The sequence below is a fragment of the Bacteroides sp. AF34-31BH genome (genome assembly GCF_003602795.1).
Taxonomy (GTDB): domain Bacteria; phylum Bacteroidota; class Bacteroidia; order Bacteroidales; family Bacteroidaceae; genus Bacteroides; species Bacteroides uniformis.
In genome coordinates this window covers 122,115-146,704 of the sequence record NZ_QTLV01000010.1, presented here as the reverse complement: position 1 = coordinate 146,704, position 24,590 = coordinate 122,115, and the positions used below count along the sequence as shown (strand labels likewise).

Here is a 24,590-nt window from a genome sequence, read left to right as displayed (position 1 = left end):
TTTTGGTACGCTCGGCATGAGCATTGTCTAACGGGTGAAAGTCCCGAGCAAGCCCTAATAGCGGGAATTGCATAGTCAAAGGCAAGGGTGTCCATCGCAAGGTGGAATCTGAAGGAAGCCCAAGACAAACATCTGACCTAACGAACAGAAACTTCATATAAGGCATATGACCGTGGATAAGATTGCCAAACAAATCAAAGTCCCATAGCTATTCGGAACGGTTGGTGTAAATGAAGTAGGTATAAGATGGAAAGACAATGCCCTTATCCGAGGAGGTCTTGCGGACGCATGGTGAAGATGATGTATTCGATGTACCATGACGGAGTAAAGCTTGTCGTGAGAAGTCAGCAGAGGTCATAGTACCCAAGGCACGGGTTGCCTAAAGGGAAGGACTGAATCGTGCAGTACAATAGTAAATGACTGCTACCTTGAGAGTCTTTTGTAGTCAGATGTCCGAAAAGGAACTCTCTATTCACACGATAGGACGGAATCCGACAATAGAATAGAAGTGACGTATCTCGAAGGGATGGCTGAAAACAACTTGTCACACGCCGTGAGGTGTAAAAGCACGAAACCGCCGTATGCCGAACGGCACGTACGGTGGTGTGGGAGGTCGGTAAATGTGAAAGTAGGAGGTAAATGCCTTTTATGAATAACATTTACCTCCTACCCAATTAGGTTTTGTACCTGCCGTGCAGATACATTTCGTTATCTATTCGCCCGAAAACCAGCGAAAAGCACTATCTTTGTACCCACATTACAGAATTGTATATGAGCATAGACAACCTCGACATAGTAAAACGGCTGATAGCCGAAAAAGAATGCGGACGGGTGGAGTTCAAGGAAACCACCGGACAGTTGGAGCGCGGCATGGAAACGCTTTGTGCTTTCCTTAACGGAGAAGGCGGCACGGTATTGTTCGGTGTCACCGACAAGGGAAAAATCATCGGACAGGACGTGAGCGACAAAACCAAGCGGGATATAGCGGACGCAGTCTGGCGTATCGAGCCTTTTGCCACAGTTGAAGTTTCTTATACTGAAATACCAGACACCGGCAAAAGCGTCATCGCACTGTCTGCGGAAGAACGGTTTTGCGGTATGAAACGTTTGGGAGAGCGGGCTGTGTTCCTATCAACCGACACCGAAAGTTGATGCGTGGCAGTATGCTCGAATAACCACTTCACCCCAAATGTTTTATGACCGCATGTTATGCACAGGCATTTTTTTTATTATCTTTGCACAAATTTAATAATTAATACTTATGTATTCTGTTTCATTTGCATTCTACTTCAGACCTTAGGCTACTATCTAAGTGATAGACAGTCCATCCATTAATATTATCGAATGGTGTGTTGTTATCTTTTATAGCAATACAGTCATAGGTTATTTATCTATGTTATAAAGATTTGTATCAAAACTTTATTTCTGTGGATTGAATACTGTCTTATCACTTCCTTGTGATTTGAACCCAAGTATTCATTTTCAAGAAATAAGTAATGATAAAAAATAAACTGCCCGTTAGATTCACGGGGCAACATTTTACTATTGATAAAGTGCTGATTGCTGATGCAATTAAAATTGCTAAAATAAATGAAACCGATACTGTTCTCGACATTGGGGCAGGAAAAGGCTTTATAACTGTTCATTTAGTTCGTCAATGTATAAACGTGATTGCAATAGAAAATGATAAATCTCTATTGTGCATTTTAAAAAATAAGTTTGCCAACAATTACAATGTCAAGATTATTGATTGTGATTTTAGGGGTTACACTATACCAAAAAGAAATTTTAAAGTTGTGTCTAACATACCTTTCAGAATAACTTCTGATATTTTAAAATCCTTGATGTTTGATTGTGTTGAGCATTTTATGGGTGGTTCGTTGATAATGCAACTTGAACCTGCCGAAAAGTTATTTTCAGAAAAAGTATTCAACCCATATATTGTATTTTATCATACTTTTTTTGATTTAAAACTTATGTATGAAATATCTCAAGAAAGTTTTTTGCCACCACCAAAAGTCAAGTCAGCACTTTTAAGGATTGAAAGAAGAAAAATGCATATAGGTTATGAATTGAAAGGAAAATATCTGAAATTTATCACTTGCTTGTTACATAAACCCGATTTGCCAGTCAGAACAGTCTTGAAGACACTATTCAGAAAAAATCAAGTCAGAGGAATTAGTGAAAAGTACGGAATAAATCTTAATTGTCAAATTGTAAGTCTGTCTGCAAATCAGTGGAAATGTTGTTTTATGGAAATGTTGGATAAAGTTCCAGAAAAGTATCATCCCACATAATTGTTTGTTGACCCGGGGCGGTTGCATGCTTGTGCATAACAAAGATATATGCGTCCGTTCTCTTACAAAGGACGGGCTTACCAGCGAGTGGAAAGCGCGACATCCACCATGCCGCAGGAGATGTATAACCAATATCTGATACAGCGGGGCGGGAAATACGCTTGGGAAGCAATAACAAATCCTGACCTTAAAATATCTGACCTTGACGAACATGCCGTCATTAGTGCTGTACGCGGGGGAATCAGAAGCGGTCGTTTACCTGAAGCAACCATAAGGGAAGACCTGCCGACCATTCTCGAAAAATTCAGTCTGTTGCATGACGGGAAACTTAACAATGCTTCAGCAGTGCTGCTCGGTCGTGATTTTTATTATTATCCCCAATGCCTGCTCCGTCTGGCGCGTTTCAAAGGCACGACGAAAGACGAGTTTATAGACAATCAACGTGTCACCGGGAATATCTACGCACTGCTGGATGCGGCAATGGCGTTTTTTTTCAAGCATCTCTCCCTTTCCGGAAAGATAGAGGGGCTATACCGTGAGGAGGAACTGGAAATACCTTACAAGGCTTTGAGGGAGTGCTGCACAAACGCCTTGTGCCACCGCTCGTACCACCGTCCCGGAAGCTCGGTTGGGATAGCCATCTATGACGACCGTGTGGAAATAGAGAACAGCGGAACATTTCCACCTGACATGACAATGGAAAAGCTGTTAAGCGGTCATAATTCAGAACCGCAAAACCTGATCATAGCGAATGTATTGTATAAAAGCGAGGTCTTGGAAAGCTGGGGAAGGGGCATCGGGCTTATTATAAGCGAGTGCCAGCGTGTAGGCATTCCTGATCCGGAATTCCATACGGACGGAAACAGCGTATGGGTTATTTTCCGCTATGTCCGGAAAGCTGTGGGGTACAACCCGACAGTCACCCCACAGTCGCCCGACAGTTACCCCGCAACCACCCCACAAGTGGGAAAAGTGTTGTCCGCAATCGAGAAACAGACGCTCTCGACAAAAGAGATTATGGGTATAATCGGATTGAAAGACAAAAGCAATTTCTTGGAACTCTACCTATATCCTGCAATAAGGCTGGATTTGGTGGAGCCGATTTACCCGGAAAAGCCTAAACACCCACGACAGAAATACCGCCTTACAGAGAAAGGCTTGGAATTGTTGAAACAGTAATAGGCATGGCGAAAAAGAAGAAGAAACAGCAGGGACACTATTGCCGTATCTGCGGTGACTACAAGGCGAACGAGAAGTTCAGCGGCAAAGGTCACGCACAACATATCTGCAAGAGTTGCATGTCCGCCATGCGCAGCGGCAAGAATCCGGAGGATATTCTGCCGGAGCCGTTACCCGTGAGCCGTGAAACGACACGCTTCAAGAAACTGGACAAAGAGGGAAAAGCCGTGTTAAAGGCGTTTATCACTGAATCCGTAACCGAATACTGGCAGGAAAACAGGCAGATACCGTTTGCGGAAAGTTTCTCCGAACTTAAAAAATATATCATCGGAACTTATGATGAGGAATGCGGCATACTCCTGAAAGATGACGCAGAACTGAAGACCTACTTTCAGACGCATACGATAACGACCATAAACAAATTGCTGAAAGAGGAAAATCCGGAAAACTTCAGGTAAAGATAACGGGCGGAACAAGGTATCAAACTTGTCCCGCCCGTTTTCGTTGCCGCCTGCCGGCTATTTCTGCTGCAACAGATGTTTCAGATTTTCGTCATTAGCGATGCGTTCCAACTCCTCCTGAACAATCTGTTTCACCTCCTCCTTGATACGCCTGTAATTCGCCTGCACTGTTTCCTTCATACAGTCGTTGCCGTCCTCATCCGTGAAGTCGGTAATGACAGGTATCGGCTTGTAGGCTTTCTCCTCGCGCTTGACCTTCTCGGCATCCACGACAATCTCACAGTGGAAAATCTTCTGCTCTATACGCTCGTTGAAATTGTCTGATACCGAACCGACAAACATGCCCTGCGTAAGCCCGGAAATCTTGCTCGGCGGGATAAGCGCGTCCATCTGCGTGTTGATGGAGGTGGAAACATCCTGCCGGTTGATGGAAATGGACTGCCGTTTCTGCAACACCTTTCCGAACCGTTCGGATAGCGTCTTGGCGGTTTCGCCCACCACCTGACCGGAGAAGATATTGCCGACTGTATTCATCACGACTTTGGCTTCTTTATCGCCATAGTCGCGCACCAACTGGCTGAAATCCTGAAAACCCAGACACACGGCAACCTTGTTGCTTCGCGCGGTGGCGATAAGGTTGTCCAACCCCTTGAAGTATATCGTCGGAAGCTCGTCGATGATGACCGACGACTTCAACATCCCTTTCTTGTTGATGAGCTTCACGATACGGGAATTATACAGACCGAGAGCCGCCCCGTAAATGTTCTGACGGTCCGGATTGTTGCCCACACAGAGGATTTTCGGCTCTTCGGGATTGTTGATGTCCAGCGTGAACTCGCTGTCCGACATCACCCAATAGAGCTGCGGGGAAATCATCCTCGACAGCGGAATTTTCGCCGATGCAATCTGCCCCATCAACTGCTCGGCAGCCCCTCCGAGCCATGCATCCATAAAAGGAGAAAGATAGTTCTCCAGTTCCGGGTAAGAGGTCAGTATCGGAAAAATATCCTCGTAACGGCGGTTCAGGAACTCGATGGCATGGGGGAACGTGCAATACTTGCCGTTCTGAAAAATTTTGAGATACCAGATGATAGCCGCGAAAAGGATGATGGGCGATTCCACAAAAAAGTCGCCCTGTTTCTGCACCCAACTCTTGTTTAAGTTGAGCATGATGGTGTACGCGCTCTCGTAAGCGTCCGTAATATCCTCCATGAAATCCGGGTGAATGGGGTTGCAACGGTGGCTGCGTCGCGGGTCGTCGAAGTTTATCACGTAGAACTTCGGCTTCACCTTGTATCCCTCCGGGTGGTTGAGCAGATGATTATAGGCTATCGTGGACAAGTCACTGAATTTGAAATCATAGACATACATCGAGAAGCCCTTCTCAATCTGTTGTTTGATGAAACTGTTTACCACCGCGTATGACTTTCCGCTGCCCGGCGTACCCAAAACGATGGAGGCACGGAACGGATTCACGACATTGATCCAGCCGTTGTTCCAACGTTTCCTGTAATAAAAGCGTGTGGGCAGGTTTACCGAATACTCGCTTTCGATAAGCCGTGTTTCCTGCATGAAGCTCTCGTTCTCGTTGTTGAACACGTCATCCATGAGGTTGTGTTTCAACAGGCGGCTCATCCACAGACCGCCCATCAGCAGGCATACATAGCCTGTGCCTACGGTCAGCGCGTAAAGCCCCGTCACCGCTTCAACCGGCAGCGGCAATGCCAGTATCCACCAGTTGAGGAAGAACAGCACGAACCCTGTGGCAAGTGCCGTCCAGATCCTTCCCCAAGTGATTTTCTCTCCCTTGACACCCTTCGTCCCCAGACAGGACAGGGCAAGGAGGAGGACGGCGAACAGTTTCGTGTAGAGGATGGAACGGAACAGCCCCGCCGTGTGGTTGAAATTCATCAGGATTCTGTCCACCACGCCGATGTCCACGCTCCAGAGCCGTATGGCTTCATAGCAGAACCAGTACACGTTCATGACCACTAAAATAATACTCACGGCACGCAGAAAATCCATGATTTTCGCCAATGCCCTCAAATCGTCTTCTTGTTGTGACATAGATTGAAAAATTTTGATTGTTGATACTTCCGGTTACATTCCCAAGCCCTTGCCCTTGCGCTTCTTCTTTTTCCTCTTGCGCAGCATCGCCCGGATAAAGGCTTCCTCCTCGGCATCCACAGCCGGACCTTCGGGAGTGAGCAGACCGATACCGCCCGCCGTGTACTCGTGGTCGGATGCGGTCTGTCCGCGCATATCCTCTCCTGTTTCCACCGGAACGGAAAGCGGAATAGGCGGCTGTCCGGCGTAAGGCAGCGTGAAGTGTTCCTGCAAGGCGTTGGCGGAAAGTTCCTTGCCCATGCGCGAGCCGTTCAGCACGCAGCCCGTGCGGTGGTCGATGAACGTGGCTCCGTAGATGCGTCCTTCCTCCGTGTAGCGCAGCACGGTGTCGATACCCTTCTCCTTGAGCCGCGAAACGAACTTCTCCTTGTCATACGTGCCTTCAAGCACGGAAAGGACGATGCGTTTCGTCATGTCAGCGAGTTTCCGGTCCTTAATCTCCTGCTTGGAACGGGCAAATTTCTTCTGCACGGCATCATAGCCTGCGGACTTCCCAAAAAGCGAGGATTTGAACGGGTTGCCCGTCTTGTTTCCGGCATCATCGGTGACGGAATAGACCAGCCCGTGATACTCCCGTCCGCGCACGTTGCCCTGCGCTTCCTCCACCGTCATATTATATAAGGAAAGGAGGGCGCGGTATTCGCCCATCGTCTGGAAACGGTACTGTCCGTTCAACGCTTTGAGGGTATTCCCGACCTGCCTTTTCACGTCGCCCGCCGAAGCGTCCACCTTGCGCAGCGGATTTTCCAGCCGTAGGTTCTTACGCTCCGCCGGGTGCAGCCCGTACTTCCGTTCCAGTTCCCTGCGGATGCGGTCACTGCGGCGGAAAAGGAAATCCTGATTGAGCCGCCTGCCTTTCTCGTCCACATTGATTGTCACGATGTGCAGGTGGTGGCGGTCTATGTCCTCGTGCTTGACAACAAGGTACGGCTGGTTCCCGTAGCCGAGTTTCTCCAGATACTCGCGTGCGATGTCCTGCAATTCCGTATCGGTCAGCACGTCGTCGGGATGCGGGTTGAGCGAGATATGGAGTACCGGTTTCTCCACCCTCGTATGCTCCGGCATACAGGCGAGAAAGCCCTCCATCGCCTTGCGTATGTCCACCGTCCCCGTGCCGTCATTGTAGATGCGGTTGGTGGTGAGCAGCCGCCCTTTCGCCTCGTTGATCTTTTCCCCGTTGTAGGCAAGCGCGCCGTACAGCGACTTTCCTACACTGATTTTTGCGACCATTTCGCCTCCATTTCTCTCGACAATTCCACAATCTGACGGCTCAGTTTCACGAGTTCGACGGTCTGCTGCTCCAGCTTGTAGAGCAACGCCATCGCCTTTTTCTCGGAAAAATGCAGCCTGAGTTCCTTCACGACTTGGTTGTAGTTCGTGCCTACCGCGCGGAACTGCACATGGAAATCGGACAGTCTGGTGTAATAATCCACCAGCGTCCTGTCCACTTTCAGCACCCTGAACGGCTGCCCGAAGAAGTGCGCCTTGATGAAAACCGACTTGGCGTAAACGCCCGACTTCTCGAACATGGCGAGGAAACGGTTGTGTTCCTCCTCGTTGAAACGGACGGTGTAACGGAACACCGCCGGATCAAGTTTGGGATTTCTCCCGGTCTTGTTTCTTTTCTCTTTCATATAAACTTTGGATTTAGCGGATGGACGGCATAAGCCGCCGCTTGGGGTACAGACACCGCAGGTTTGAAAGGCTTCCCGACTTCGGAGAGGAAGCCCGCCCCCTGCAAGGGCAAGTGCTTTTCGTGGCTGCTCAAAACGTTTTGAGCGGCTGAAAAGACATCTTGCTATGTTCAGGTGAACATAAAAATCCGTCGGGGACGGATTGGGGATGATTCCTTTCAAACTCCGGGCTGCGCCACCTGCGGCGTACCCTGCCGTTCGGGTGCAAAGTTACGCCCTTAAGGCGATGTCCGACAGAGGCTTGACCCGGACAATCAGTGCCAACCGGCGCAACGTGCTGCCACTTGCCGGAGAAGTGATACAAGTTCCAAAATATCCTTGTTTATTTGCAGTGTGATTCGGATGTGGGACTGAAAATACACTCCTTCCGCCAGATGTTCGGACAGCAATCCGGGCATCAATCCAAACGGTTGAAAACAGGTGTATGTATTCAGATAGTTTTCCAAGCACACGTCCGTGCGGACGGATAAAAGCATGGACGGTTGGACAAACCGATGAATACCCGCAGGCACAGCCGGATTAAGGAGTGAATAAATAAATGAATGGGAGCGCGTGCGTACGTACTAATGGCAATACGCTACCGCCACCGGACAGATGTATAACCAAATAAATTATCAGACAAATGAAAGAAGCAACTTATGTGGCAATCTCCACGCAGAAAGGTGGAGCGGGTAAGACAACCCTGACGGTGCTTGTAGCAAGCTACCTGCACTATGTGAAAGGCTACAACGTAGCCGTGGTGGACTGCGATTTTCCGCAGTACAGTATCCATGATATGCGCAAGCGCGACATGAAAGCCGTCATGGAGGACGGGCATTACAAGGTGATGGCGTATGAGCAGCTCAAACGGCTGAAGAAGAACCCGTACACCATCAGATGCAGCCGTGCGGAAGATGCGGTAAAGACCGCCGAAAATCTGGTGGCAGCGCAGCCCGACCTTGATTTCGTGTTCTTCGACCTGCCGGGAACCATCAACAATGCCGATGTGGTGCAGACCATTTCCAAAATGGACTACATCTTCACGCCCATCATCGCCGACCGTGTGGTGATGGAGAGTTCCATCAAGTTCGCCACCGTTATCAACGAACAGATGATAAGCACGGGTAAGTCCGGCATCAAAGGGATTTACCTCGTGTGGAACATGGTGGACGGGCGCGAAAAGACGGAGCTTTACAAGGCATACGACAAGGTCTGTGCCGAGTTCGCCCTGCCCATTCTGGAAACACATCTGCCGGACAGCAAGCGTTTCCGCAAGGAGACGGCGGCAGAACGCAAGGCGGTATTCCGCTCCACGGCGTTTCCGGCGGACAAAATACTGGTACGCGGCAGCAACCTCGACAAACTCGTCGATGAGATTCTCGGCATCATCAAAAACTGAACGGCATGGCAAAGAAAACAAGAATCGAGGACATCGACAGCGAAGCCGTAATCAACTCATTTCGACTGGACGATACAAGCATTCCGCCGGAAGCGAGAAGCACGGACGGGAACGCTCCTGTCCCACCTCCGAAAGAAGCGATACAAGAAGCCGTTTCTCCACCCGCCTCGCACTCCAAAGAGGAGCCGGAACGCAGGCGCAGGAACAGCAAGCCGGAAAAATTGGATTATGACACAGTATTCATATGCGGTTCCAATATCACGGCAAGGCTCGGCAAGCAGGTCTATATCCGCAAGGAGTACCACGACCGCATACAGAAGATGCTTCATGTAATCGGAGGCAACGAAGTGACTATCGCGGCATTTCTTGACAACGTGCTGACACACCATTTCACGCTGTTCCAAGACGAGATAGCCGAATCGTTCAAACGGCACATGGAATCCTATAATTTATAAACACTCAAAAACAACAAAGAAGTATGAAAAGAACAAATAAGAACCGTCAGGCTGAGTATCTGCAAACAGGAAAGAGTGAAAGAACCGCTGTCCGTGCAGCAAAGTGTGTAACCGACTACGGGCAGGAAAATACCGACGTTGACTTCCGCAAGGATAAAGGCAGAGACAAACCGCTCTCGACTTTCCTGCAAGCATCGGAAATCAAAACGCGGCAATGTATATACATCAGCCGAGAAATTCATGAGAAAGTCGCTATCGTTACCAGTCGGATGGGAAACGGTTTGAGCATCGGCAAGTTTGTGGATAACATCCTCCGCGACCATTTCCGACAATACGGGCAGCAGTACATGGAACAGATTGAAAACGCCCAAAAAGTAAGATTATGACAAAGGCGTTTTTAATCGTATCGGTTGCTTGCAACGTGTGGTTTCTGTTTCTGCTGTTCTATGACCGCATCATGGACACGAAGCTCATCCGTTTCTTCAGACATATTGCCGGGCTGTGGCGGTCATTGGACAGTACGGTGGCAGAGCAAGGAAAGGATAAGGAAATACCTCACGCAGACACCTCGGACATCATTGGCAAGAGCCGTTTCAAGATGGCATCGACCCGGACAACCGCTGCCATACCGACGCAAGAAGCCGCCACTTCGGAAAAAGGCATTGAGCTGTCGGAGGAAGAGGCTACTTTTGACGACGGAAACACGGAAACCGTCTCACGCCCGACACAAGTACCGGAGGACAAACTCGATGAAACCTTCACGAGCATCCCGCCCTCGGAACTGGAGTACGGAGAAGATGAACCGGAGGATGAAGAACCAGACAAAAAGCAGGCTTCGGGAAGTAGCTTCGAGGATATTGACATGGCAGTACACACCATACGGAAGGAATCACCATCCGATGAGGAAATGCGACACGCCGGAAAGGTCATGACGGAACTGGACGGGACAGAGCTTTTCACAAGAATAACGGAACGCCTGACCGATGAAGCAATGAGCGAGAGGCTTGCAAAGGCGATGGCAGTTTTCGTGGACACGGTGAACATGACCGTGACACAACAAAAGGAAAAGGTGTTCGTGATTCCCGACAACATCGAGGAGTTCGACTTCCGAAACTATGTATAACAACTAAAAAAGAATGGAAATGAAAACGTAAAATGACGACACCCACGCGCACGGCGGTACAAGGTACAGCGAACCCGCAACGGACAGCCCCAAGTCCGTAGAAACAAACGGGCAACCACTAAAACCAAAGTAAAGTAATCAAGTATCAACCGCCCGAAAAAGGACTATCCACCCTTTGGACGGCACAAAAAAGAACAGTTTATGAACAAGAACATCAGACAAAAGTTAATCATCGCTGCGGCACTTATGATTGCCGCAACCGCCTCCGCTTTCGCACAGGGAAACGGTCTGGCTGGCATCAACGAAGCCACCTCTATGGTGAGTTCGTATTTCGACCCCGGCACGAAATTAATCTACGCCATCGGCGCGGTAGTCGGGCTTATCGGTGGCGTGAAAGTGTACGGAAAATTCTCGTCCGGAGACCCGGACACCTCGAAGACCGCCGCCTCGTGGTTCGGGGCTTGTATCTTCTTGATTGTCGCCGCCACTATCCTGCGCTCATTCTTCCTTTAATAAACAATGTATGGCTGAATACCCGATAAACAAGGGTATCGGTCGTCCGGTCGAGTTCAAGGGTTTGAAGGCTCAGTACCTCTTCATATTCTGCGGAGGTCTGCTGGCTCTCTTCGTCCTGTTCGTCATCCTCTACATGGTCGGCATCGACCAGTGGATATGTATCGGCTTCGGCGCGGCATCGTCTTCCGTCCTCGTATGGCAGACCTTCGCGCTGAACGCCCGGTACGGCGAACACGGGCTGATGAAGTTGGGAGCGGTAAGGAGCCATCCCCGATACCTTATCAACCGGCGGCGGATCACCCGATTATTCAAACGGCAACGAAAGGAAGAAACGACATGAGAAATACATCCAAAATGACAACACTGGAAAACAAGTTCCCCCTGCTGGCGGTGGAGCATGGCTGCATCATTTCCAAAGACGCCGACATCACGGTGGCTTTTGAGGTGGAACTGCCGGAGCTTTACACCGTGACGGGCGCGGAGTATGAGGCGATACACGGCTGCTGGTGCAAGGCAATCAAGGTGCTGCCGGACTTCTGCGTCGTACATAAGCAGGACTGGTTCATCAAGGAACGCTACAAGCCGGAATTACAGAAGGACGACATGAGTTTTCTGAGCCGCTCCTTTGAACGCCACTTCAACGAGCGTCCGTACCTGAAACATTCCTGCTATCTCTACCTGACCAAGACGACGAAGGAGCGTAACCGGATGCAGAGCAACTTCAGCACGCTGTGCCGTGGGCATATCATCCCGAAGGAGCTGGACAAGGAAACCGCCGGGAAGTTCATGGAAGCTGCCGAACAGTTCGAGCGCATCATGAACGACAGCGGCTTTGTCAGGCTGCGCCGCCTCTCCTCCGACGAGCTTGTCGGGACGGAGAAGTCCGCCGGACTGATAGAGCGTTACTTCTCGCTCATGCCCGAAGGCGACACGACCTTACAGGACATCGACCTCTCGGCAAAAGAAATGCGCATCGGCGACAACCGCCTGTGCCTGCACACCCTCTCCGATGCTGAGGATATGCCCGGAAAGGTGGCGACTGACATCCGCTACGAGAAACTCTCTACGGATCGAAGCGACTGCCGCCTATCCTTCGCCTCCCCCGTGGGGCTGCTGCTCTCCTGCAACCACATCTACAACCAGTATGTGATTATCGACAACAGTGAAGAGAACCTTCAAAAATTCGAGAAGTCTGCGAGGAATATGCAGTCGCTATCCCGCTATTCAAGGAGCAACAGCATCAACCGCGAGTGGATAGACCAGTACCTGAACGAAGCCCATTCCTACGGGCTGACCTCGGTACGGGCGCATTTCAACGTCATGGCATGGAGCGATGACGCGGAGGAGCTGAAGCATATCAAGAACGATGTAGGCAGCCAGCTCGCCAGCATGGAGTGCGTACCCCGCCACAACACCGTCGACTGCCCGACACTCTACTGGGCGGCAATGCCCGGCAACGCGGCGGACTTCCCGGCGGAAGAGAGTTTCCACACCTTCATCGAGCAGGCGGTGTGCCTCTTCACGGAGGAAACCAACTACCGCAATTCGCTCTCGCCCTTCGGCATCAAGATGGTGGACAGGCTCACGGGAAAACCGTTGCACCTCGACATCAGCGACCTGCCGATGAAGCGGGGCATCACCACCAACCGCAACAAGTTCGTGTTGGGTCCTTCGGGCAGTGGCAAGTCGTTTTTCATGAACCACCTCGTGAGGCAATACTACGAACAGGGTACGCACGTGGTATTGGTGGACACGGGAAACTCCTATCAGGGCTTGTGCGAGATGATCCGGCGCAAGACAAACGGGGCGGACGGCGTGTACTTCACCTACACGGAGGAGAAACCGATTTCATTCAACCCGTTCTACACCGATGATTACGTGTTCGACGTGGAGAAGAAGGACAGCATCAAGACATTGCTGCTGACGCTCTGGAAGTCGGAGGACGACAAAGTGACGAAGACGGAAAGCGGCGAACTGGGCAGTGCGGTGAACGCCTATATCGAGCGTATCAGGGCCGACCGGAGCATCGTCCCCTCGTTCAACACCTTCTACGAGTATATGCGTGACGACTACCGCCGCGAACTGGCGGAACGTGAGATAAAGGTGGAGAAGTCCGATTTCAACATCGACAATATGCTCACCACCATGCGGCAGTATTACCGGGGCGGACGCTACGACTTCCTGCTCAACTCCACGGAGAACATAGACCTGCTCGGCAAGCGGTTCATCGTCTTCGAGATTGACAGTATAAAAGAAAATCGCGAACTTTTCCCGGTCGTGACCATCATCATCATGGAAGCCTTCATCAACAAGATGCACCGTCTGAAAGGCGTAAGGAAACAGCTGATAGTGGAAGAGGCTTGGAAGGCTCTATCTTCGGCGAACATGGCTGAGTACCTGCGCTATATGTACAAGACCGTGCGCAAGTATTACGGGGAGGCAATCGTGGTGACGCAGGAGGTGGACGACATCATCTCCTCGCCCGTGGTCAAGGAGAGCATCATCAACAATTCCGACTGCAAGATACTCCTCGACCAGCGGAAGTACATGAACAAGTTTGATGCCATACAGTCCCTGTTGGGGCTGACGGAGAAGGAGAAGTCGCAGATACTCTCCATCAACATGGCGAACAACCCGTCAAGGCTCTACAAGGAAGTCTGGATCGGACTGGGCGGCACGCAGTCGGCGGTCTATGCCACCGAAGTTAGTGCTGAAGAGTATCTGGCGTACACCACCGAAGAAACGGAAAAAGTAGAGGTGTACCGTCTGGCGGAACAGCTGGGCGGTGACATCGAAGCCGCCATCCGGCAGCTTGCCGAAAGACGGAGAAACAAGGAATAGGCAATAAGTAAAAACAGATTCATCAACTAAAAAAGAAAATGCGTATGAGTATATCAAGAACGAAAATGCTGCAAGTCAGCAAGTGTTTAATCGGGCTGGCGGTCATGGTGCTGCAATCCTGCGATGTAGCGGACAACCGCCGTGACCTGCTTTGCGGGAACTGGGAAAGCGTAGAGGGCAAGCCCGACGTGCTTATCTACAAGGAGGGCGAAGCCTATAAGGTGACGGTATTCAAGCGGAGCGGTCTGCGCCGTAAGCTGAAACCGGAAACCTATCTCTTGCAGGAGGAGAACGGCAACCTGTTCATAAACACCGGATTCCGTATCGACGTGTCCTACAACGAGGCGACGGACATCCTGACCTTCTCGCCGAACGGGGACTATGTGCGCGTGAACCCGAAACCAGACCATCCGATAAGCGAACAATAACGATAACCACTAAAATCCAAAGTAACATGAGAACAAGAATAACACTTATTATCTGCCTGTGCCTGTTCCTCGCGGGCAGGGCAAGCGCACAGTGGGCGGTGATAGACCCGTCCAACATCGCGCAGAGCATCGTGAATACCTCCAAGAACGTGGTACACACTTCCACGACCGCCCAGAATATGATAAAAAATTTTCAAGAGACGGTAAAGATTTACGAGCAGGGCAAGAAGTATTACGATGCACTCAAATCCGTGAACAATCTGGTCAAGGACGCCCGGAAGGTGCAGCAGACCATCCTGATGGTGGGCGACATTACCGACACCTATGTGACCAGCTTCCAGAAGATGATGCGTGACGACAACTTCACGGTGGAGGAACTGGGAGCCATCGCCTTCGGCTACACCAAGCTGTTGGAGGAATCCAATGATGTGCTGACGGAACTGAAGAACGTGGTGAACATCACCACGCTCTCCATGACGGACAAGGAGCGCATGGATGTGGTGGAACGCTGCTACTCCAAGATGAAGCGTTACCGCAACCTCGTGAGCTACTACACCAACAAGAACATCAGCGTGAGCTACCTGCGTGCAAAGAAGAAGAACGACCTCGACCGCATCATGGGGCTGTACGGGAACATGAACGAAAGATACTGGTAGCCTATGAATTTTGACAACCTTCACCAGATTCTGCGCTCGCTCTACGAGCAGATGATGCCGCTATGCGGGGACATGGCGGGCGTGGCGAAAGGCATCGCCGGGCTGGGTGCGCTGTTCTACGTCGCCTACCGGGTGTGGCAGTCGCTGGCGAGAGCCGAACCGATAGACGTGTTCCCCATGCTCCGCCCGTTTGCGATAGGCTTGTGCATCATGTTCTTTCCGACGGTGGTACTGGGTACGATAAACAGCATCATGTCGCCCGTCGTGCAGGGTACGGCAAAGATGCTGGAGGCGGAAACGCTGGACATGAACCGATACCGTGAGCAGAAGGACAAACTGGAATACGAGGCGATGATGCGCAACCCCGAAACCGCCTACCTCGTGTCGAACGAGGAGTTTGACAAGCAACTGGAGGAACTGGGCTGGTCGCCCGGCGACATGGTGACGATGGCGGGGATGTACATCGAGCGCGGGATGTACAACATGAAGAAGGGCATCCGCGACTTCTTCCGCGAGATACTGGAACTGATGTTCCAAGCCGCCGCCCTCGTGATAGATACCATCCGTACGTTCTTCCTCGTGGTGCTGGCGATACTCGGTCCGATAGCCTTCGCCATATCGGTGTGGGACGGCTTCCAAAGCACGCTCACGCAATGGATATGCCGTTACATACAGGTTTATCTGTGGCTGCCCGTGTCGGATATGTTCAGCACCATACTGGCGAAGATACAGGTACTGATGCTGCAAAGCGACATCGAACGGATGCAGGCTGACCCGAACTTCTCGCTGGATTCGAGCGACGGGGTGTACATCGTCTTCATGATAATCGGCATCATCGGCTACTTCACCATCCCAACGGTGGCAGGCTGGATTATCCAAGCCGGCGGCATAGGAAGCTACGGCCGCAACGTGAACCAGACGGCAGGACGAGCCGGAAGCATGGCGGGCAGCGTGGCGGGTGCAGCCGCAGGCAACATGGTCGGACGTGCCGGGAAACTGCTGAAATAAAGGTATGGATTACGAGATTGGTATTCGCCTGAAAGCAACATACGTATGTAACCCATCACGACATACGTATGCAGTAGCCTATTACATACGTATGTAGCAGCTCATCACATACGTATGCAGCAATCCATTACATACGTATGTAGCAAGTGGTCGCATACTAATCCGATTGACAAAACGATTAAGAACCGAAAAATAAAATCAAACAATGGAATTTAAGTCACTCAAAAACATCGAATCATCGTTCAGGCAGATACGCCTGTTCGGTATCGTCTTCCTCTCGCTGTGCGCCGTGATAACGGTATGGAGCGTGTGGAGTTCCTACCGCTTTGCGGAGCGGCAACGGGAAAAGATTTACGTGCTGGACAACGGCAAGTCGCTGATGCTGGCTCTCTCACAGGACTTGTCGCAGAACCGTCCGGCGGAGGCAAGGGAACACGTGCGCCGCTTCCACGAGCTTTTCTTCACACTCTCACCCGAAAAGAGCGCGATAGAGCATAACGTGAAACGTGCCCTGCTATTAGCGGACAAAAGCGTGTACAACTACTATTCGGACTTCGCCGAGAAGGGGTACTACAACCGCATCATCGCCGGGAACATCAATCAAGTGCTGAAAGTGGACAGCGTGGTGTGCGACTTCAACGGCTATCCCTACCGTGCCGTGACCTACGCCACGCAGAAAATCATCCGGCAAAGCAACGTCACCGAGCGCAGCCTCGTGACCACGTGCCGCCTCTTGAACTCGTCCCGTTCGGACGACAATCCCAACGGTTTCACCATCGAGGGATTCACCATCATCGAGAACAAGGATTTACAAACCATCAAAAGGTAACGGACATGAAGAAAATCAGGAAATCATTTTGGCATGCGTACTGGAAGCTCCACGACAAAAAGAAAATGCTGGTGGCAAGGCTCAAAGGCTATCTGGACGGTTTGCCCCCGAAGACACGCAAACGCATCGTGCTGGCGATGCTCGCCGCCTTCGCGATGCTTGCCCTCTACACCTTCGGCAAAGCCGTCTATGACATCGGCAGGAATGACGGCAGCCGGATAGTAACAGACCATGCCGGACAGGTGGAACTATCCGTAAAGCCGGAAAACAATCATAATGTAATACCTTATTTATATGGAGCAGACGAAGAATGAACCTAAAAACGAGAACACGGCGGCTCCCGACAACGGGAAACCGAAGAAGGAGCGCAAGCCGCTGACCGAAGCCCAAAGGCTGAAACGTCAGAAAATGATAGTACTGCCCGCTATGGTGCTGGTATTTATCGGGGTGATGTGGCTGATATTCGCCCCGTCTTCCGACAAGGAGCAGCAACCGGGAACGGGTGGTTACAACATCGAAATGCCCGATGCCGACAAGGCGAACCGCCAGATCATCGGCGACAAGGCGAAAGCCTACGAACAGGGGGCGATGGAGGAACGGCAGGAAAACCGCAGCCGCGCCATGCAGGAGCTGGGCGATATGTTCGACCGCGAGGTGGCGGAAGCGGACGGCGGCAGGGACTTCGACCTTGCCAATCCCGGAAATGCGGAAGATGCAACAGCAACATCATCCGCTCCGAAAACCATCCAATCCTCCGCAGCCGCCTACCGCGACCTCAATGCCACGCTCGGCAACTTCTACGAGCAGCCGAAGAACGACAACGCGGAAATGGACGAACTGTTGGAGCGCATCGCCTCGCTGGAATCGGAATTGGAAAGCGAGAAGGGCAAGGCGTCCGCTATGGATGACCAAGTGGCACTCATGGAGAAGTCCTACGAGCTGGCGGCGAAGTACATGGGCGGGCAGAACGGCACACAGCCACCTGTTGGACAGGCGGCAGAGCCTTACCCTGTGCAGAAAGCCGGAAAGAACACCGCTGCACCTGTCAGGCAGGTGACGCATCAGGTTGTATCCTCGCTCTCACAGCCGATGAGCAACGCCGAGTTTGTCGCCTCCTTCTCGCAGGAGCGTAACCGCAGTTTCAATACGGCGGTGGGGGTCACGACCGTATCAGACAAAAATACCATTTCGGCATGCATCTATGGGGCGCAGAGTGTGACGGACGGGCAAGCTGTCAAACTCCGGCTGCTGGAGCCAATGGCGGTGGCGGACAAAATTATCCCCCGTAATGCGGTGGTGGTAGGCATGGCAAAGATTCAGGGCGAACGGCTCGATATTGAAATTACTTCGCTGGAGTACGCAGGTACGATCATACCGGTGGAACTGGCGGTGTATGACACGGATGGACAACGCGGCATCTTCATTCCCAACTCGATGGAGATGAATGCCGTCAGGGAGGTTGCCGCCAACATGGGCGGCTCGCTGGGCAGCAGCATCAATATATCCACCAACGCCGGGGCGCAGCTCGCCTCCGATTTGGGCAAGGGGCTGATACAAGGCACGAGCCAGTATATCGCCAAGAAGATGCGTACCGTCAAGGTGCATCTGAAAGCCGGATATAAGGTCATGCTTTATCAGGATAGAGATTGAAAAACAATAACAATCAACGACTCACAGAAACAACAACCAAATTTTATTTACCACTAAAATCCAAAGTAGAATGAAAAAAGTAATCATCATGTTTGCCCTCGCTATGGGCATCGTAACTGCCAACGCGCAGGAGAACGTAACCGTTGGAGCGGACAACGGAAGTGAACCGACGAACGAAGCGAGAGCAGAGGCAAGCTCGCTTGACTATGCCTCGCAAGGAGGAGGAAGGCAAAGCCAACAACCGACCTTGACAAAGGAGGTCTATCCGCAGAAGGAGGCGGACGGCGACCTGTATCACGGGCTGACAAAGAAGCTGACCTTTGACCGCATGGTCCCTCCGCACGGCTTGGAAGTGACCTACGACAAGACCGTCCACGTCATTTTTCCCTCGGAGGTTCGTTACGTCGATTTAGGTTCGCCCGACCTGATTGCGGGCAAAGCCGATGGAGCGGAGAACGTCATCCGCGTGAAGGCGACCGTGAGGAACTTCCCGAACGAAACCAATATGTCCGTGATAACGGAGGACGGGAGTTTCTATACCTTCAACGTGAAATATGCCTCCGAACCGTTGCTGCTCAATGTGGAGATGTGCGACTTCATCCATGACGGCGAGAAGGTGAACCGCCCGAATAATGCGCAGGAAATCTATCTGAAGGAACTGGGCAGCGAAAGCCCGATGCTGGTACGCCTTATCATGAAGTCCATCCACAAGCAGAACAAGCGCGAGGTGAAGCACATCGGCTGCAAGCGATTCGGCATCCAGTATCTGCTGAAAGGTATCTACACGCATAATGGTTTGCTCTATTTCCACACGGAGATAAAGAACCAAAGCAACGTGCCTTTCGACGTGGACTACATCACATGGAAAATCGTGGACAAGAAGGTAGCGAAGCGTACCGCCGTACAGGAGCAGATCATCCTGCCGCTCCGTGCGCAGAATTACGCCACACTCGTGCCAGGCAAGAAGAGCGAGCGCACAGTATTCACGATGGCGAAGTTCACTATCCCCGACGATAAATGCCTCGTGGTGGAACTCAACGAGAAGAACGGGGGTCGTCACCAGTCTTTCGTGATTGAGAACGAGGACTTGGTACGTGCCAATACCATCAACGAACTTCAAGTGCGCTGACCATGAGAAAGTACATCGCAATAATCATCGCGTCGCTTGCCCTGTTTACGGGGCAGGCGCACGCCCAGCGATGCCTGCCGAAGATGCAGGGCATCGAGATTAGGGCGAACATGGCGGACTGCTTCAATCCCGGCGGCAACGACGGCGGGTACAGTTTCGGGGCGGCTCTCTCCACCTACACGAAAAAGGGGAACAAATGGGTGTTCGGCGGCGAATACCTGTTGAAGAACAACCCTTACAAGGATGGAAAGATACCCGTGGCACAGTTCACGGCGGAGGGCGGCTACTACTTCAAAATACTCTCCGATGCCCGTAAAATCGTGTTTGTCTATGCAGGTGCTTCGGCTCTTGCCGGATATGAATCGGTGAACTGGGGCGAAAAGGTGTTGCATGACGGCTCCACGCTCCATGACCGGGACGCCTTCATCTACGGCGGTGCGCTGACGCTCGATGTGGAGTTTTACGTGGCAGACCGTATCGCCCTGCTCGCCAACCTCCGGGAGCGTTGCCTGTGGGGTGGCGACACGAGGAAGTTTCATACGCAGTGGGGCGTGGGCATCAAGTTCATCATTAACTAACGCACCGCATGGAACGGACGGAAATCGACGCCATGCGGCAGATACCCCTTGTGGACTTCCTCGCACGGCTGGGACATGAGCCTGTCCGAAGAAGCGGCAACGAATTGTGGTATCGTGCGCCATATCGCAATGAGCGCACGCCCTCTTTCCGTGTGAACGTGGCGAAACAGCTCTGGTACGACTTCGGTCTGGGCAAAGGTGGCGACATCTTTACGCTTGCCGGAGAGTTTATCGGAAGCAACGACTTCATGGAACAAGTGAAGTTCATAGCGGAAACCGCCAATATGCCTATGCCTGTTCCCGAAGTGAGTAAACCGACTTTCCTGCCTAAACCATCCGAACCTGCCTTTGAAGGAGTGGAAGCCGTCCCACTGCTTCGTTCTCCACTGACAGACTATCTGGCGGAACGGGGCATTCCTTACGTTGTCGCATCACGCTACTGCTGCCGACTGAATTACGGAGTGCGTGGCAAACGATATTTTGCAGTCGGTTTTCCGAACGTGGCAGGCGGATATGAAATCCGCAGCCGTTTCTTCAAAGGATGCGTGCCTCCGAAAGATGTGTCGCTGGTCAAGGCGGAAGGCTCTCCGGCTGACGTGTGCAGCGTTTTTGAAGGCTTCATGGACTTTCTTTCTGCTGCCACGCTCGGATTGGAAAAGGGTGACTGCCTCGTATTGAACTCTGTTGCCAACGTGGAAAAGGCAATGAGGTATCTGGACGGCTACGGGTGCATAGACTGTTATCTCGACCATGACGCAGCCGGAGGGCGGACATTAGAAACGCTGAAAGAACGTTATGGCGGACGTGTCTGCGACCGTTCCGCCCTCTATGACGGTTGCAAGGACTTGAACGAGTATCTGCAACTGGCAACGAAAAAAGAACAATAACTTAAAAATCAAAAGACAATGAACATACTGAACAACAAGAACAAGAGAACATCAATCTTCAAGGCGTTGGCACTCTGCCTGTTCGCCGCTGTATCACTCACGCTCGTGTCGTGTGACGATGACATGGACATCCAGCAATCCTATCCCTTCACGGTGGAAACCATGCCCGTGCCTAACAAGGTTACGAAGGGACAGACGGTTGAAATCCGCTGTGAGTTGAAAAAGACGGGCGATTACGCCAACACCCTCTATACCATCCGATATTTCCAGTTCGAGGGAGAAGGCACGTTGAAAATGGACAACGGCATCACGTTCCTGCCCAACGACCGCTACCTGCTCGAAAACGAGAAGTTCCGGCTGTACTACACGGCGCAAGGTGACGAGGCGCACAACTTCATCGTGGTGGTGGAGGACAATTTCAGCAACTCCTACGAGTTGGAATTTGACTTCAACAACCGAAACGTGAAGGATGACGGGACTATCTCTGTTGTCCCCATCGGCAACTTCAAGCCCCTTACACGATGATGCGTGTATTCATGGCTATCCTCTGTTCGCTTCTGGCGGTCTGTTCCGTGTCCGCACGGGACAGCCGCCATGAGGGAACGGACGGGCAGGCTGCTATCTATCGGTTGCCGCCATTTGAGAGGGCTGTGCGATGCACGAAGTATTTTGAAGGCTGGCACTCGGAAAAACATCACCCGTATGTAGGGTATGGACATCGGTTGCAACCGGGCGAAAGGTATTCGGCACGTACCATGACGAAGCGGCAGGCGGACGCGCTTCTTCGTAAAGACCTGCGGAAGTTCTGCGCGATGTTTCGGCAGTTCGGGAAGGATTCACTCCTGCTTGCCACGCTTGCCTACAATGTCGGTCCGTACCGTCTGTTGGGAAGCGGGAAGATACCCAAAAGCACGCTGATCCGAAAGTTGGAGGCGGGCGACAGAAATATTTATCGGGAGTATATCGCTTTCTGCAACTACAAGGGAAAACGGCACGCCATGCTGCTTAAACGGAGAAAGGCTGAGTTTGCGCTGCTGTATATTCCATAATACTGAAATTCCTTGCGACAAACAATATCGCAAGGAATTTTTGCATCCAGTCCAAATAAACACATTACCTTTGCATACTAAATTCCGTAAAATGAAAGAACCGAAAGAAATCTATTTTTTACCTGTTGAACAGTTATCTGATGATGCTATTCAATGTATTGAAAAAGTTTTTGAGTTATTAGATGCTATAAAAGATGATTGCAATATCAATAACTTTTCCCGCCGATTTACTTTTATAAGAGAAGGAAAAGCTATTAGTGACGTTGCGGAAATTAAAAAAGATAGTGATGGATTAAACCATATATATATCAACGAAAACTTTTGCCAATATTTATGGTCGGTTTGTATCTATCTTACTGCTTATTTTGAGAATGTCATACATATTCCAATGATGAACGCAGTTGGCATAAACAAAAATAGATATAAACCCAATATGGTTGATGTAGAGTATGCCAATGATTGCTTTTTTAGGGGACGTCAATTATTGCATAACTTCAATAGGGATGTGTATTGGGTTACTCCCAATATCTGTAATCCCCAACAATTTGAAAATATTATAAATCATGCGAATGGCGTATATTGCGCTGCAATAGCATTTATATATGCCCACGAATTTTCACATAATTATTTAGGTCATACACAAATACAGCAGACACTTTCCCATACTGTAGATGATGAAATTGACGCTGATGATACAGCAATTAGTTTTATTCAAACTGAATATGATTCTGCGTGGGGAAATACATATAAGGCGGGAGTTGCAACTGTATTAGCAGCCCTTTTATTGATGGGTGAAGATTCTATTTCTGGTGGTGGAACTCATCCAGATATGGATGTCCGAATAGAAAATTTAGTCGCTAAACTGGATTTACATGAAATGGATCCACTTTGGGGATACTTAGGAGTTGCTGTAAAATTATGGTTACTTGTATTTGGTGGTTTATCCATCAAAGAGGATATGCAACAGCCCGGATTTGGCTCATATAAGGAGATTTATTTATTTTATATGGCAAAGTTGAAGACTGTTAGACAACAACGTTATCCAAAAATTGTAAAACCGGATTGGGATATATAGCTAAAACTCCGATGAAACCGCAACTTCATCGGAGTTTCCACTTTCATACATTCGGGATTGTTCCTTTACCGATTACCTCATCATCCTTGCAATGCTCGATAATGCCGGGAGAAAATCCCTTGTCCCCGATTGCGATATGCCGGATATACTCCACATATTCCTGACCTTGAAAATTTCTGCCCGTGAGGTTTTTGAAAATCATCTTTATGCTTGTTTCGTCATTGCTGTGCAAGATGATTTTTCCGTTTTGTCTGATTGTTTCCATGATTAAAACTTGTTTTTGTGAATACTATCGAAGATTGGGACAAAGGTTTCTTTGCTACTTTCTTTGTCCGCCATCATGCTCACTGAAAGAAAGTAGGCGGCTTTCGCCGCCCACCTCTCAAAAACGGGTGTAAAGCCCCGTCACCATCGTGAACATTTCCTCCAGCATATCGCAATATATCCCCTCGTGCGTTTCGATGTCTTTCGTCTTGCACTCGAATGTCTTTTTGCTGAACGTCCTGCGGTAGAAGCGCATATTGTAGAGGTCTGCCCCTGCATCATAGATGATGTCAAGGCGGTTGGCACTCGTTTTGTTCCTCGCAAGGCTCATGCGTAAGCCGTTGCCCATGTCTATGAAGTCTTTGCTTCCCGTCATGGCGGCAAAGCGTCTGCCACCTATCTGCTCCAAAATTGTCTTTGCTATCATATTCATTCTTCTTTGGGTGTTATGTTCGGGCGGTGCGGACACCGCCCGAATGTTCAAAATTCTGTTTTCTCGGCTATGGAGGTGTTCCTTTCCAACCATGTTTTCACACACTCCATATTGTACTCGCTCGTTATGACTGCCGTGTGGGTGTCAATAGCGGTAAACCGACTGCTCTCATAGTCCTCTACCCATCCTTTAAGGGTTTCAACTCCCCACGCTTCGGCATCGTCAAAGATGCCGTCCAATTCCGTGATGGGCTTGCTGAACTTGACTATCAGCGTTTGGTAACCTGATTCGTTCATCGCTTGTCCTCCTTTCCTCTTTTTGCCGTCAGCCACTTGTCCCGTGCGGTTCGGCACTCGTCCAACGTGGGTTTCACACAAGAGAATAATTCCCCGTCCGTGTGGCGGTAGTCGTATTGCACAAGTGTCCGCTTGCGTCTGCCGATACCCGTTTGGAACTTCTCGTATTTCTCTGTCCCTGCTTTCGTGCAGGTGCTTACTCCGTTGATGGTCATTCGTGTTGCCATAATCGTTGCT

30 protein-coding genes and 2 pseudogenes are annotated in these 24,590 nt (G+C 50.6%); 24 read left to right on the top strand and 8 right to left on the bottom strand.

The window, feature by feature from the left end; translation table 11 throughout:
* Positions 1–771 precede the first annotated feature (771 nt).
* The 4 genes and pseudogenes from DWZ67_RS15015 to DWZ67_RS15000 form a co-directional block, all read left to right on the top strand.
* Positions 772–1,089, top strand: a pseudogene (locus DWZ67_RS15015) (helix-turn-helix domain-containing protein); the annotation flags it as partial.
* 407 nt (positions 1,090–1,496) lie between these two features.
* Complete coding sequence (gene erm, locus DWZ67_RS15010; protein WP_073342390.1) at positions 1,497–2,297, top strand: 23S ribosomal RNA methyltransferase Erm; 801 nt, start codon at positions 1,497–1,499, stop codon at positions 2,295–2,297.
* A 39-nt stretch (positions 2,298–2,336) separates the two neighbouring features.
* Positions 2,337–3,476: pseudogene (locus DWZ67_RS15005) on the top strand (ATP-binding protein); the annotation flags it as partial.
* A 5-nt stretch (positions 3,477–3,481) separates the two neighbouring features.
* On the top strand, positions 3,482–3,934 hold the full coding sequence (locus DWZ67_RS15000) for a hypothetical protein (protein WP_073342393.1): 453 nt from the start codon (positions 3,482–3,484) through the stop codon (positions 3,932–3,934).
* A 60-nt stretch (positions 3,935–3,994) separates the two neighbouring features.
* Here the strand turns inward: DWZ67_RS15000 and mobC are convergent, their stop codons facing one another.
* Genes mobC through mobA form a run of 3 tightly spaced genes read right to left on the bottom strand, consistent with a single transcriptional unit; the run spans position 3,995 to position 7,698 of the window.
* Positions 3,995–6,004 (bottom strand): conjugal transfer protein MobC, encoded by a 2,010-nt coding sequence (mobC, locus tag DWZ67_RS14995; RefSeq protein WP_073342395.1) that lies wholly within the window; start codon positions 6,002–6,004, stop codon positions 3,995–3,997.
* 33 nt (positions 6,005–6,037) lie between these two features.
* Positions 6,038–7,294, bottom strand: a complete 1,257-nt coding sequence (gene mobB, locus DWZ67_RS14990) for a conjugal transfer protein MobB (RefSeq protein WP_073342398.1) — start codon at positions 7,292–7,294, stop codon at positions 6,038–6,040.
* Positions 7,273–7,698, bottom strand: coding sequence for a conjugal transfer protein MobA (mobA, locus tag DWZ67_RS14985; RefSeq protein WP_073342401.1), 426 nt, complete (start codon positions 7,696–7,698; stop codon positions 7,273–7,275). The genes mobB and mobA overlap by 22 nt, the downstream gene beginning before the upstream one ends.
* Before the next feature lie 20 nt (positions 7,699–7,718).
* Here mobA and DWZ67_RS20595 point away from each other — a divergent pair, with 20 nt between their 5' ends.
* Entirely contained in the window at positions 7,719–7,850 is a 132-nt protein-coding gene (locus tag DWZ67_RS20595) for a hypothetical protein (RefSeq protein WP_259302448.1), read from the top strand.
* A 118-nt stretch (positions 7,851–7,968) separates the two neighbouring features.
* Here DWZ67_RS20595 and DWZ67_RS20625 read toward each other — a convergent pair whose 3' ends face one another.
* Positions 7,969–8,148 carry a hypothetical protein gene (locus DWZ67_RS20625; protein ID WP_074668551.1) on the bottom strand — a complete coding sequence of 60 codons (180 nt, stop codon included), beginning with the start codon at positions 8,146–8,148 and terminating at the stop codon, positions 7,969–7,971.
* 232 nt (positions 8,149–8,380) lie between these two features.
* Between DWZ67_RS20625 and DWZ67_RS14970 the strand changes: the two genes are divergently transcribed.
* The 19 genes from DWZ67_RS14970 to DWZ67_RS14880 all read left to right on the top strand — a co-directional run bounded on the left by DWZ67_RS14970 (position 8,381) and on the right by DWZ67_RS14880 (position 23,360).
* Complete coding sequence (locus DWZ67_RS14970) at positions 8,381–9,136, top strand: ParA family protein (protein ID WP_005867743.1); 756 nt, start codon at positions 8,381–8,383, stop codon at positions 9,134–9,136.
* A 5-nt stretch (positions 9,137–9,141) separates the two neighbouring features.
* On the top strand, positions 9,142–9,591 hold the full coding sequence (locus tag DWZ67_RS14965) for a DUF3408 domain-containing protein (protein ID WP_004311202.1): 450 nt from the start codon (positions 9,142–9,144) through the stop codon (positions 9,589–9,591).
* Entirely contained in the window at positions 9,588–9,977 is a 390-nt protein-coding gene (locus tag DWZ67_RS14960) for a DUF3408 domain-containing protein (protein ID WP_287647342.1), read from the top strand. The genes DWZ67_RS14965 and DWZ67_RS14960 overlap by 4 nt, the downstream gene beginning before the upstream one ends.
* Positions 9,974–10,714 (top strand): hypothetical protein, encoded by a 741-nt coding sequence (locus DWZ67_RS14955; protein ID WP_005827331.1) that lies wholly within the window; start codon positions 9,974–9,976, stop codon positions 10,712–10,714. Before DWZ67_RS14960 ends, DWZ67_RS14955 begins: the two co-directional genes overlap by 4 nt.
* Before the next feature lie 201 nt (positions 10,715–10,915).
* On the top strand, positions 10,916–11,227 hold the full coding sequence (locus DWZ67_RS14950; protein ID WP_004311205.1) for a DUF4134 domain-containing protein: 312 nt from the start codon (positions 10,916–10,918) through the stop codon (positions 11,225–11,227).
* Positions 11,228–11,237: 10 nt separating this feature from the next.
* On the top strand, positions 11,238–11,570 hold the full coding sequence (locus DWZ67_RS14945; RefSeq protein WP_084824243.1) for a DUF4133 domain-containing protein: 333 nt from the start codon (positions 11,238–11,240) through the stop codon (positions 11,568–11,570).
* Positions 11,567–14,071, top strand: a complete 2,505-nt coding sequence (locus DWZ67_RS14940; RefSeq protein ID WP_120139234.1) for a TraG family conjugative transposon ATPase — start codon at positions 11,567–11,569, stop codon at positions 14,069–14,071. The genes DWZ67_RS14945 and DWZ67_RS14940 overlap by 4 nt, the downstream gene beginning before the upstream one ends.
* Positions 14,072–14,115: 44 nt before the next feature.
* Positions 14,116–14,499 (top strand): DUF3876 domain-containing protein, encoded by a 384-nt coding sequence (locus tag DWZ67_RS14935; protein ID WP_187367636.1) that lies wholly within the window; start codon positions 14,116–14,118, stop codon positions 14,497–14,499.
* Positions 14,500–14,525: 26 nt separating this feature from the next.
* Positions 14,526–15,155: a DUF4141 domain-containing protein gene (locus DWZ67_RS14930; protein ID WP_120139231.1), complete on the top strand. Its 630-nt coding sequence runs from the start codon at positions 14,526–14,528 to the stop codon at positions 15,153–15,155.
* A 3-nt stretch (positions 15,156–15,158) separates the two neighbouring features.
* Positions 15,159–16,163: a conjugative transposon protein TraJ gene (gene traJ, locus DWZ67_RS14925; RefSeq protein ID WP_120139229.1), complete on the top strand. Its 1,005-nt coding sequence runs from the start codon at positions 15,159–15,161 to the stop codon at positions 16,161–16,163.
* Positions 16,164–16,368: 205 nt separating this feature from the next.
* Positions 16,369–16,992 carry a conjugative transposon protein TraK gene (gene traK, locus DWZ67_RS14920; protein WP_004308925.1) on the top strand — a complete coding sequence of 208 codons (624 nt, stop codon included), beginning with the start codon at positions 16,369–16,371 and terminating at the stop codon, positions 16,990–16,992.
* A 5-nt stretch (positions 16,993–16,997) separates the two neighbouring features.
* Positions 16,998–17,306 (top strand): TraL conjugative transposon family protein, encoded by a 309-nt coding sequence (locus DWZ67_RS14915; RefSeq protein ID WP_120139227.1) that lies wholly within the window; start codon positions 16,998–17,000, stop codon positions 17,304–17,306.
* A complete protein-coding gene (gene traM / locus DWZ67_RS14910) occupies positions 17,287–18,642 on the top strand; it encodes a conjugative transposon protein TraM (RefSeq protein WP_120139225.1) in 1,356 nt (451 codons plus the stop codon). The genes DWZ67_RS14915 and traM overlap by 20 nt, the downstream gene beginning before the upstream one ends.
* A gap of 70 nt (positions 18,643–18,712) precedes the next feature.
* Positions 18,713–19,771 carry a conjugative transposon protein TraN gene (gene traN / locus DWZ67_RS14905; protein ID WP_120139223.1) on the top strand — a complete coding sequence of 353 codons (1,059 nt, stop codon included), beginning with the start codon at positions 18,713–18,715 and terminating at the stop codon, positions 19,769–19,771.
* Between the two features lie 2 nt (positions 19,772–19,773).
* Entirely contained in the window at positions 19,774–20,349 is a 576-nt protein-coding gene (locus DWZ67_RS14900; RefSeq protein WP_120139221.1) for a conjugal transfer protein TraO, read from the top strand.
* Positions 20,350–20,357: 8 nt separating this feature from the next.
* Positions 20,358–21,236, top strand: a complete 879-nt coding sequence (locus DWZ67_RS14895) for a toprim domain-containing protein (RefSeq protein WP_120139219.1) — start codon at positions 20,358–20,360, stop codon at positions 21,234–21,236.
* An 18-nt stretch (positions 21,237–21,254) separates the two neighbouring features.
* A complete protein-coding gene (locus tag DWZ67_RS14890; RefSeq protein WP_120139217.1) occupies positions 21,255–21,761 on the top strand; it encodes a DUF3872 domain-containing protein in 507 nt (168 codons plus the stop codon).
* A complete protein-coding gene (locus DWZ67_RS14885) occupies positions 21,758–22,285 on the top strand; it encodes a glycoside hydrolase family protein (RefSeq protein ID WP_120139215.1) in 528 nt (175 codons plus the stop codon). The genes DWZ67_RS14890 and DWZ67_RS14885 overlap by 4 nt, the downstream gene beginning before the upstream one ends.
* 91 nt (positions 22,286–22,376) lie before the next feature.
* On the top strand, positions 22,377–23,360 hold the full coding sequence (locus DWZ67_RS14880) for a phage exclusion protein Lit family protein (RefSeq protein ID WP_120139213.1): 984 nt from the start codon (positions 22,377–22,379) through the stop codon (positions 23,358–23,360).
* A 43-nt stretch (positions 23,361–23,403) separates the two neighbouring features.
* Here the strand turns inward: DWZ67_RS14880 and DWZ67_RS14875 are convergent, their stop codons facing one another.
* The 4 genes from DWZ67_RS14875 to DWZ67_RS14860 all read right to left on the bottom strand — a co-directional run bounded on the left by DWZ67_RS14875 (position 23,404) and on the right by DWZ67_RS14860 (position 24,580).
* The gene (locus DWZ67_RS14875) at positions 23,404–23,625 is read right to left on the bottom strand and encodes a hypothetical protein (protein WP_120139211.1); all 222 of its coding nucleotides are present in this window, start codon (positions 23,623–23,625) and stop codon (positions 23,404–23,406) included.
* A 117-nt stretch (positions 23,626–23,742) separates the two neighbouring features.
* A complete protein-coding gene (locus tag DWZ67_RS14870) occupies positions 23,743–24,051 on the bottom strand; it encodes a hypothetical protein (RefSeq protein WP_008645427.1) in 309 nt (102 codons plus the stop codon).
* A gap of 53 nt (positions 24,052–24,104) precedes the next feature.
* Positions 24,105–24,410: a DUF6956 domain-containing protein gene (locus DWZ67_RS14865; protein WP_165852482.1), complete on the bottom strand. Its 306-nt coding sequence runs from the start codon at positions 24,408–24,410 to the stop codon at positions 24,105–24,107.
* Positions 24,350–24,580 (bottom strand): DUF3873 domain-containing protein, encoded by a 231-nt coding sequence (locus DWZ67_RS14860; RefSeq protein ID WP_023056920.1) that lies wholly within the window; start codon positions 24,578–24,580, stop codon positions 24,350–24,352. The genes DWZ67_RS14865 and DWZ67_RS14860 overlap by 61 nt, the downstream gene beginning before the upstream one ends.
* Between the last annotated feature and the right edge of the window lie 10 nt (positions 24,581–24,590).